Consider the following 9,856-nt stretch of genomic DNA (forward strand, 5'->3'; position numbering starts at 1 on the left):
ATGTTATCTCCTTTCTGTGATTTCTTCATGAAGGTCACGTGCCACTAATACTCGCTTATACAGCTCATCAACGTCGAAACCAGCACGCTCTACAATCTCATGGAAATCCAAAATCTGTTTATCCATCGGAATATATACATATTTATGTGCAATCAGATATTTCAGTTTCTGTTCTTTGCTGATCACCTTAAATGATTCGTAATAGCTCATGACGCTTTTTACATTCCACACAAGCACCTGATTAATATCTTCGTTCGTTACCAGCTTAAACCTCACTTTCTGAGATTCCCAATAGATCTGTTCTGCTCTCTGACGCATTACCAGATTGTGCAGCCTTGATTCTTTTCCACGGTAGGTACGTTTATTCGGATCAAATGCGCTTCTGTCGTATTTGACTGAGAACGCCGTCTTGCTTCCATCATCGTAATCTACCAGAAAATCCGTGGTCCACCATGGAGCTTTCTTCATCCCAAGTTCTTCTGCAATGGCATTCATCCTATCTGTATCTAAAAGATATTGTTCGCGGATATGTTCCACATTGTCCTGCCAGCGGATTGTTTCATACACCGCAACTTCTGTCTGCGACAGGCAGTGGATCAATCTTTCTTCAAAGGGATCCCAGATGACTGATGCTGTACCCCGCCCCTTATATTCTCTGACCAGAATAAATGGGGTATAGTCTTTCCCGTATCCTTGACAACGTCCTTCTTCGATTTTTCGTTTATGTGATTTCAATGATTTCTCCTTCCTGTTTATTTTTGTTTTCGCCTTCGCAATTAATATGCTTGATTTCTCATGTGCTTTTATTTTCACATACAAATAAACGACCATTTTCAAATGATTTTCAGACATGAATTCATCTGCAAATACTGTATTTATGCGGTTTTCTTTTATTTTTTCAAATCTTCTAATTTTCGGACAACATTTTAAAAAATATGATATAATGCAGTGGTTAGTCTTAGTAACCATTACAAATGAGAGGAGGCTGTGCCATGAGCGAGTGGTGGCTGTTTCGTAATACACGAATTGAAAATATAAACGAACAATACGAAATAGCACGCAAACATTTGCCAGATACAACCCACTGGCTCGGCTCAGAATACAACTACTTCTACATAAAATGTTGCGACGTGGCTCGTTCTGTCTATTCGGACAGTGACACACTTAAGGGCGATATTTCACCACGTCGCCCTGTTCAAAGTGGCGATACGTTATATGTAGCAAATATCTATGTACTTGGCGGTACTCTGCCAACAATACGAAAAACGCTAAAACTCCTTCAAGACAAACAGATCCACCTGCGAATCCCATCACTTGAATATGACGACAAAGATGATACCCACGACCATGAGCTATTATCCGGAACACTTAGCCAAATCTATAACTATCGTCAGGCGCAACCTATCGAGCAGCTTCCTGGTCACAGGAAAGCTTCTGGAAGACCGAAACGTCGTATATCTCTAATGGGCTTGCAACGAGCAGAATTTAATGTCATAGAACAATACTGCCTACATAAAACTACAGAACGCCAAGCGATGAAATTATTGACAGGTAAGCTTCCAGATAAGGGACCGGTTACCCGTTACATATTCCGAAAATTAGTTGATGAATATAGGGAAATGTTCCCTGGTTCGGTTGAAATTGATGCTGATCAATATAATGTATAAGTACGGTGCTCCGCATCATAGTCCGTCATCACAGGCGCAATATGCCCTGTATCTGGATCGATAAAAATACCATGTCCCCAATATTCATTGATGGTCGTGTTAATAAGAAGCGAATAGCCACGTTTCTGACCATCATCAAGCCATGACCTAAGGATGCCGCCCAACTCAAAGTCTGCTTCCTGATCACAGCAAAATTCCGGTTTCGTAAACAAGCTTACGTATCGAATGTCGTATCGAGTTCTGAAAATAGCCAAATTTCCTTCGTATGTCTTCGGATAAAAAACCAACTTGTCAAGGCTGCTCCAAAGCTTTGCCCAATTGGCCCCTTTCAGTTTCTCCATCCCGTCACCAATAAGGGCTTCCGTATCCCTCATCAATTCAAGGTAGTTCCTTACTTCTTCGTTAAATTCCTTGCTCTCCGGGTTTGTGAATTCAATTTTCTCCATGTGTTTCCTCCTTTTTGAATACATAATTTGTTTTTACCTAATTTTGTCCCTATTTTTAGGGATAATTTACTTTGGCATATACTATATGTCAGATTTAAAAGGCACTTTTATTTTTTTCATACAGCCTCAAACTGAATGTTGTAATTTTGCCTGTAAATCCGCGCTTTTTCCTAATTGCAACTCAAAAGAAATCTTACATACATGTTCTATTTAGGCATAAAAATACCCACAAGCTTATTAGGCCTGTGGGCATTCTTAAATATTCTTATTTGAAAAGTGTGCGTTCTTCTTCCGGTCTACTGAAATATTCCTCAAAATACTTCGATAGAATCTTCTCTGTCGCAATAGTTTTAGGCATTCCTGATTCTTCGCAAAATTGTTCCAGCTGGTCGCTAATCTCTTTTGCTAGTTTGATATTGAGAATTTTTGCATCTTTTTTCTGTCTTGGCATATTAATCTGCCTCCTATAAAAGACTTTCCAAATCCGTAAGAAGCGAGACAATCTGTAAATTATCAAACAACCCGGCAAAATGAAGTTCCTCTTTCAACAGGTCCTGGCAAATTGCCTTAATTCATTTATTTCCCCCTTATTTATTTCTATCTCTATCCCTTATAAAAATCTCTAACGTTAGAAATCTTGATTTTTTGAGTGTTTCGTACTATCAATATTCTGAAAGGAAAAATATTGATATTATTTCAATTTAATTTAAGGTACATCAAATAAACTGTATCTGTTCATATTTCGCCACCCTTTCTTATAACTACTTTCTTTTGGTGCAATAGTATGGGTACTCCCCGTTTTATTGCGTGTGAAAGACAGAAAAGGTACTCAATCTGAGTTCCTATATTCTGTCTTTTGATCTATATTTAGTTAGCTTTTGTTTTTCCACAGCCACTGCACTTGTATCCTGTCAATTCCTGTTTTGTAGTAGCAGGTGAATCGACCACATATCTTGTTTCGTACACTGCATCGTGATGTACAGTATTGTATCCCACAACTGTTTCACGCCATTCAGTGTGATAGCCTCCATTACCAGTGTCATTAATCATATGATCTTTCACATGTTCGTAAGTGTTTCCAGTAATATCTGCACCACAATCATTACAAATTGAATACGCCTTCATTTCTGTAACTGGAACCTGTTCATCATAGGCAGCCTGCACCAAGACCTGTTCGTTGTGCCCTTTTTCTGGCACGTTTACAGTCTTATACTGTGCAACCCAGTTGTGTGTATGTTCAGCTGGTTTGGAACTGCTAGAGCTTGAATTGTTCTTGTTTGAACTTGAGTTCGAAGTTGAAGCTGTGTTATTTTTCTTTGATTCAGAAGTATTCGATTTGTTTGAAGAATCGGCTTTTGCTGTTTCTTCTTTCTTCTCCTCTTTCTTTTCTTCCTGTTTTACTTCCTGCTCATCTTTTTTCTCGTCTTCTGTCTTTGCAGAATCTTCACTTGGCGTTAAAGTGGCAGTACTGCCATCTTTTTTCGTTACATCCAGATTGACTTTATCATCCTTTAAAGAAACGTCCACCTTTTTAGTATCTGCTGGATCTACATCTTTGAATACGAATGTTTTGTCCTGATCCTGTAACCCTACTTTTACATCCAGTTTATCGTTTTCTTTGACCGTGTAATACAAAGTACGTTCTTCTTTGTTTTTTACAGCGTCTCCATCGTCCAATAAGTTATCACTGAAACTTTCTTCAGAACTTGATTTTGTTTCAAACACTGTGATTTTCTTACCAGTGCTGTTTGTAATCTTCAAAGATTTTGAATCCTTGGTTTTTTGACCAAGTGTTTTTACTTCTTTTTTCTTAGTGACTTCTGTTGTCTTTGTGTCTTTTGTTGAAGAATTTGAACATCCTGTCAACATTCCACCAGATAAAACCATACTAAGAGCTAATGCTCCTGTCATTAAAATTTGTTTTGTTTTCATATATAAACCTCCTTGGCTATTATATTTGCTATTATAACTGGATATTCAGTAAGGCACAATAATACTTTATAAACAAAAGCGCCGACTCATTGACCGACGCTTATTTTATATAGTCTTCACTTTATTGATGATGATCGTGTCATTAGTACACTGAACATCAATCTTATCACCCACATGATATCCAAGTGCTTTTAGCCACTGGCCCTGAAGCTGAATTCTCGGAATCTGCTACTTACCATTTAAACCAAGTGGTGCCTCGTACACTTTGAGGCTGCGTTTTGATTTATACATTGTTCCCTCCTGTAATTCCAACTTAGAAGTAATCAAATTCTAAAACGGACATAATTAAACTTGCAATACGGACACGATTAAAATCGAATACGGACATGTCCAAATTGCAATACGGACATTTCTAAATGTTAATACGGACACGATTAACTGGTAAAAATCGCCTCCAAAACGGACATGATTAAATGGAAAATCACATACACTTTGAGGCTGCGTTTCGATTTATACATTGTTTCCTCCTATATCCCGAATTGAGAACTAATTAAATCCCGAATTCGGAACTAATCATTTTCGAATTGGGAACTGATTAAATCCGAATTAGGAACTAATTAAACCCGAATTTCGGGAAAAAACGCCCCTGAATTGGGAACTAATCAAAATAGGGAACTAATCAACGGGAAAATCACATCTACACAGCCTATGGCACTATAATTGTAAGCATCCTCCTCTTTAACTTGCCAATCCATAAAGGAAGGAATTATAATTTCGTCATTGTTTAATGCTGGCATTCCAAAGCCTAAACGCATAACCTCTACACATTCATCCAAAAAACGTTTATTGATATTCTTGTGATAGCGAACAGTTAAATTTGGTTGTGTCAATCTTGTTTGTGCAACAGATTTCAAAACTAAAAAGCTCAAATCATTGACTGCATCCTTTTTATCTGTTGTTTGACCTGCAATCGTTACGTTTTGATACATAGGAGATCCTGCCGAACTTAGCGTATGTGCTTGAGAACGAACTTTATTGATTGTAAGTGTCTTTATCCACAAGCATGTCAACAATTCCAAGGCTTCAGATTCTTTAATAGTGCCATTTTTAATATCTCGATCATAATATGGATACATATATTGATCGAATCTGCCATAACTCAAAGAATGTCCATTGGATTCAATTTGTAAAATCAATTGAATAAACCATACGGATTGTACCGCTTCTTGAAATGTTTCTGCTGGTTCATATGGAACTTTTGAACAAATTCTACTGATCTCTAATAATTCAATTTTTCTTTCTTGATTCAATTCTTTTTCTGCTAAATCTTTCGCAAGAACGCTGTAACGATTCGCAAAATTACGCACCGCTTTCAGTACTATAAGAACTGCATTATAAAAACAATACTTGTCAATATTATCTGGATTTGTTAAATCAAGAGCAGCTTTATATTCTTTTACACGTTTTTCGTATCCTCTTAATCCATCCTTCAAAATACGCTCATAGTTCACCGCCAAATGCGCATCTCCTGCATTTAGCTTGCCTTCCATTCCAAATACACCTGTTTCCATAAAGACACGAACTTCTTCAGGAAGAAGAGCTTCTCCTCTTGCACGCAAATTGTTATTCTGCCAGAATGGCGCAATTTCTCTAAGTTGTTCCTTGGTCTTTTCAGTGATATAGAATATGTCCCCATCCCTTTTCTCAAACTGATCCAATTCATTCATAACAAATTCCATAGTATACTCAGGAAAAATAGGAGCATTACGGTTCTTGGTTGCCTGATTTCCTGCTAAAAGAGATTTGTCTTCAATATATATACTCATATTATCGAGAACTTTTTCTAGCATTTTAGCTCGAACCATCACTCGTGGTTGATTTAAATTTTCTTTGTAAGCAAGAGTTGCTAGAATTGCACGTTGTGCATCAATATAAGGTTTTTCATCTAAAACTTCTTCTCGAAATTCTTTCATTCGTTCTGTCAATGTTCCAAAATGTTCTGCGTTTTCCATATCCGTCCTCCTATTACATTTCATTCGTAATTTTAGATTCTTTTATTTGCAATTTAAAAATAGCATTACACGCATTTCATGTCAACTTTAATTTCATTTAAAATATTTTATACTTTCATTTGTAACTATAATCATTGCTTTTCTTCTTTGAAATGTTTATACTCTATATGAGGAAATTAAAATGACAACAACAAATCGAAATACAACAGGAATTATTTTTAACATTCAAAAATTCAGTGTAAATGACGGTCCAGGCATTCGTACTACCGTTTTTCTAAAGGGATGTCCTCTTCGTTGTAAGTGGTGTGCAAATCCTGAAAGTCAGCTTATACAAACACAAATTCTTTGGGATCCAAAAAAATGTATAAATTGTCATCATTGCATTGAAACCTGTCCAAAAAACGCTATGAAAACAATTGATAAATCCATCAAAATCAACCATAGTCAGTGTAGTGGGTGTGAGAAATGTGTATATGAATGTCCAAAAAACGCATTAAGCGCACAAGGCGAACAAAAATCTGTAGAAGAAGTGCTTAAAATTGTTTTACAAGATCAAGCCTTCTATGAAGAAAGTGGTGGTGGTCTAACACTTTCTGGAGGTGAGCTTTTACTTCAACCTGAGTTTTCAAGAGAACTACTCTTAGCCGCTAAAGAAGAAGGAATTCATACATGTTGTGAAACAACCGGTTTTGCGACAGAGGAAATATTTGATCGTGTCATAGAATATGTAGATTACATTCTTTTTGATATGAAACACTGGAACACAGATAAACATATAGAAGGTACAGGTGTTTCTAATAAGTTACCATTACTGAACATGAAACATGCCATCGACAATGGCAAAACAGTTCTTCCACGAATCCCTGTTATACCTGGTTTCAACGATTCTTTGGATGATGCCAAAGAATTTTCAAAAACACTTCACAATATTGGAATAAACAAGTGTCAACTTCTACCGTTCCATCAATTTGGAGAAAATAAATATCATCTTTTAAATATAAAATATGATTATGAAAATGTTCCTTCATATCATCCAGAAGATTTAAAAGAATATTTAAATATGTTTAAAGAAAATAACATTAACGCTTTTTTCTAAATTTCACTTTCATTTGAAATCAAAAACACTTATTATATAAACAAAATGATAGGAATCAACGTAAATGAAAAATAGAACAAATAAAATATTAGAATTATTGACATCTGAAAAGAGAATCGAGGTTTCTCAACTTGCTGAATACCTAGGTGTTTCCCAAGTAACTATCCGCAAAGATTTGGATGCATTAGAAGCTAAAGGAATCATCAAACGTGAGCATGGGCATGCTGTGTTATGTAGCACAGATGATATCAATGGTAGAATCGCGTATCATTATGAAGAAAAGAAAAAAATAGCTTTAAAAGCTACTGAACTTGTTCATGAAGGCGATACAATTATGATTGAAAGTGGTAGTTGTTGTGCACTTCTAGCGGATACGTTAACACAACTTCATAAAGACTTAACAATTATCACCAACAGTGCTTTTATCGCAGAATATATTCGTGGAAAATCAAATTTTCAAATTATTCTTTTAGGTGGAATTTATCAACAAGATTCACAAGTTATGGTAGGTCCTATGGTTCAAGAATGTGTATCCAACTTTTTTGTCGATTATTTTTTCATCGGTACAGATGGATATGATTCTAGAATCAGCTTTTCAAACCGCGATCAAATGCGAGCACAAGCCGTACGTGATATGTCGCATCAAGCCGAACAAATAATCGTGCTAACAGAAAGTGATAAATTTTCCAAGCGTGGTGTTGTACCATTAAATTTAAAAGATAAAATAAAAACTGTTATAACTGATCATTCTATTGATTCTTCTTATGTTCAAGAACTAAACAACCAAAACATTCAAGTCGTGACGATTTAAAAAGGAGCCATAACGAATAAGTAAATTTTATTACTTATTCAGTTCAGCTCCTTTTCTTTTTATTTAATATTCTGTCCTTTTTTATTAATCATCAATATAGGCTGTAGCCATTGATTGTGACCAAATAAATGTAGAAGATGTATTCAAACCTTTTACTTTCTTATTACGTAAACAATATGTTTGTACACCATCTGTTGGTAAGTATGCACATAGTTCTGCTTGACGAACATAAGCCTTTAAGTAAGCAGCTGCTGAAGCTTCTTTATCAGTTGTATAAGCACCTGCAGCTAAGTATGAATCTAATTCATCATCTTTTAAACGAGCAAAGTTATTTACACCTTGTGATTGAATCAAGTAATCAACACCTGTATCTTCAGGGCTTGTAAAAGAATATCCTAAATAAGATACATCCCAATCACCAACAGCTGAATCATCACCTACAGTTGAAATAACTGTATTAAATTCCATTGTGTTTGCCTTGAAGTCGACACCAAGTTCTCCCCATTGTTTTTGTAACATAGGAATCATTGTATCCATCGCATCTTTTTCTTTTGTAGCCAAGAACTTAATGCTTAATTTTTGACCATCCTTTTCACGAATACCATCACTACCAACAGTCCATCCCGCATCATCTAAGATTTGTTTAGCTTTTTCTACATCATAATCATAGTAAGTAGCACCATCTACTTTTTCTTCACCACGAACATATGCACCATTTCCGCCAGATACTGGGTTACCAAACAAGCCTGGTACATATGCCAATTTAGCATCTTTATCATCTAATTTATAATAGCTTGCGATATAGGCTTCACGATCAAATCCATAAGCCAAAGCTTGACGAACAGCCTGATCTTGACATGCACCTGCAACTGTATTCATAAACAAGAAGTCTTCACGATCACTTGGATACGAATCCATAGTCAAACCTTTATCTTTGTCTTTGGCTACTGTGTTGATTTTATTCGCTTCCACTACATCTGGAATATAATCGATTGTTCCATTTTCCAATTCTTTGATTTCAGTCGAAGTCTCTGTTTTCTTGATCATAATCTTAGAAATTTGGTATTCTCCATCCTTAGCTTCAAAATTTTCATTTCGATCCAATGAAGCTCCCTCTGTTTTAGAGAATGATTTTAATTTATATGGACCTGTTCCAATAGGATTACTATTGTTCTTTTCAACATTTGAAGTTTTCCCCTTCTTGTACTTCAATGTTTTTGCACTACAAATTTTTTGTGTTCCCAAAGTCGATTCCGCATCGATTTTTGGCTTTGCCATATGGAATACTACTGTATAATCATCGGGTGTTTCAATACCTGAGACATCTTTGGCATCTCCATCATGATATTCGCTATATCCATTTAAGAAATCAACATTACTTGAAAAACGTCCTGTATAGCTTGGGTCAGCCATAACGCTAAACGTTGCCTTTACATCTTTTGAAGTAAATTTAGATCCATCACTGAATTTAACACCTTTCTTCAATTTAAATGTCATCGTTGTACCATCATCACTAATAATAGGTAAATCCTTTGCTAATTCTGGAACTAAATTGGCATCCTTATCATATGCCAACAATCCTTGATATACCAAGTTAACTACATTGTGATCGTTAACGGTCTGATAATACATAGGAGAAAAATCCCCATTCATTTCTGTAAACAATCCAACTGTTAATGTTTGTTCTTTACCAGAACCCGATCCACCTGCAGAACATCCTGCAAGTACAAATGCCATACCTAGGGCACATACACTTCTCTTATTCATAACTCTTCCTCTTCTCTTTTATGTAACTTATTATAGTGTTTTCTGAAACTTTTTCAATTACTTTTTCATTTAATTTCTGAAACAATATAATTTACTTTATATAAAAGAAAAAAGCCTATCTTTTA

At 35.7% G+C, this 9,856-nt stretch carries 10 protein-coding genes; 3 read left to right on the plus strand and 7 right to left on the minus strand.

Features of this window, described 5'->3' with window-relative positions; translation table 11 throughout:
• Window positions 1-3: 3 nt before the first annotated feature.
• Window positions 4-852, minus strand: a complete 849-nt coding sequence (locus EUBIFOR_RS08575) for a TnsA endonuclease N-terminal domain-containing protein (RefSeq protein ID WP_244264170.1) — start codon at window positions 850-852, stop codon at window positions 4-6.
• Window positions 853-992: 140 nt separating this feature from the next.
• Here EUBIFOR_RS08575 and EUBIFOR_RS08580 point away from each other — a divergent pair, with 140 nt between their 5' ends.
• Window positions 993-1,667 carry a recombinase family protein gene (locus tag EUBIFOR_RS08580; RefSeq protein ID WP_244264171.1) on the plus strand — a complete coding sequence of 225 codons (675 nt, stop codon included), beginning with the start codon at window positions 993-995 and terminating at the stop codon, window positions 1,665-1,667.
• Here the strand turns inward: EUBIFOR_RS08580 and EUBIFOR_RS08585 are convergent.
• From EUBIFOR_RS08585 to EUBIFOR_RS08600, 5 genes are all read right to left on the minus strand, one after another.
• Complete coding sequence (locus tag EUBIFOR_RS08585; RefSeq protein ID WP_003865633.1) at window positions 1,652-2,113, minus strand: hypothetical protein; 462 nt, start codon at window positions 2,111-2,113, stop codon at window positions 1,652-1,654. The genes EUBIFOR_RS08580 and EUBIFOR_RS08585 overlap by 16 nt on opposite strands.
• A 265-nt stretch (window positions 2,114-2,378) precedes the next feature.
• Window positions 2,379-2,564 carry a hypothetical protein gene (locus tag EUBIFOR_RS08590; RefSeq protein WP_003865634.1) on the minus strand — a complete coding sequence of 62 codons (186 nt, stop codon included), beginning with the start codon at window positions 2,562-2,564 and terminating at the stop codon, window positions 2,379-2,381.
• A gap of 416 nt (window positions 2,565-2,980) precedes the next feature.
• Window positions 2,981-4,045, minus strand: a complete 1,065-nt coding sequence (locus EUBIFOR_RS12210) for a hypothetical protein (protein ID WP_003865635.1) — start codon at window positions 4,043-4,045, stop codon at window positions 2,981-2,983.
• A 105-nt stretch (window positions 4,046-4,150) separates the two neighbouring features.
• Window positions 4,151-4,270 (minus strand): SymE family type I addiction module toxin, encoded by a 120-nt coding sequence (locus EUBIFOR_RS13570; protein WP_083783550.1) that lies wholly within the window; start codon window positions 4,268-4,270, stop codon window positions 4,151-4,153.
• Between the two features lie 437 nt (window positions 4,271-4,707).
• Window positions 4,708-6,057 (minus strand): pyruvate formate lyase family protein, encoded by a 1,350-nt coding sequence (locus EUBIFOR_RS08600; RefSeq protein WP_244264172.1) that lies wholly within the window; start codon window positions 6,055-6,057, stop codon window positions 4,708-4,710.
• A gap of 181 nt (window positions 6,058-6,238) precedes the next feature.
• Here EUBIFOR_RS08600 and EUBIFOR_RS08605 point away from each other — a divergent pair, with 181 nt between their 5' ends.
• A complete protein-coding gene (locus EUBIFOR_RS08605) occupies window positions 6,239-7,153 on the plus strand; it encodes a glycyl-radical enzyme activating protein (protein ID WP_003865637.1) in 915 nt (304 codons plus the stop codon).
• A 64-nt stretch (window positions 7,154-7,217) separates the two neighbouring features.
• Window positions 7,218-7,964 carry a DeoR/GlpR family DNA-binding transcription regulator gene (locus EUBIFOR_RS08610; protein ID WP_003865638.1) on the plus strand — a complete coding sequence of 249 codons (747 nt, stop codon included), beginning with the start codon at window positions 7,218-7,220 and terminating at the stop codon, window positions 7,962-7,964.
• Window positions 7,965-8,048: 84 nt separating this feature from the next.
• On the opposite strand, the gene EUBIFOR_RS08615 is transcribed toward EUBIFOR_RS08610, so the two are convergent.
• Window positions 8,049-9,731, minus strand: a complete 1,683-nt coding sequence (locus tag EUBIFOR_RS08615; protein ID WP_003865639.1) for an ABC transporter substrate-binding protein — start codon at window positions 9,729-9,731, stop codon at window positions 8,049-8,051.
• Between the last annotated feature and the right edge of the window lie 125 nt (window positions 9,732-9,856).

The sequence above is a fragment of the Holdemanella biformis DSM 3989 genome (assembly GCF_000156655.1).
GTDB lineage: Bacteria > Bacillota_I > Bacilli_A > Erysipelotrichales > Erysipelotrichaceae > Holdemanella > Holdemanella biformis.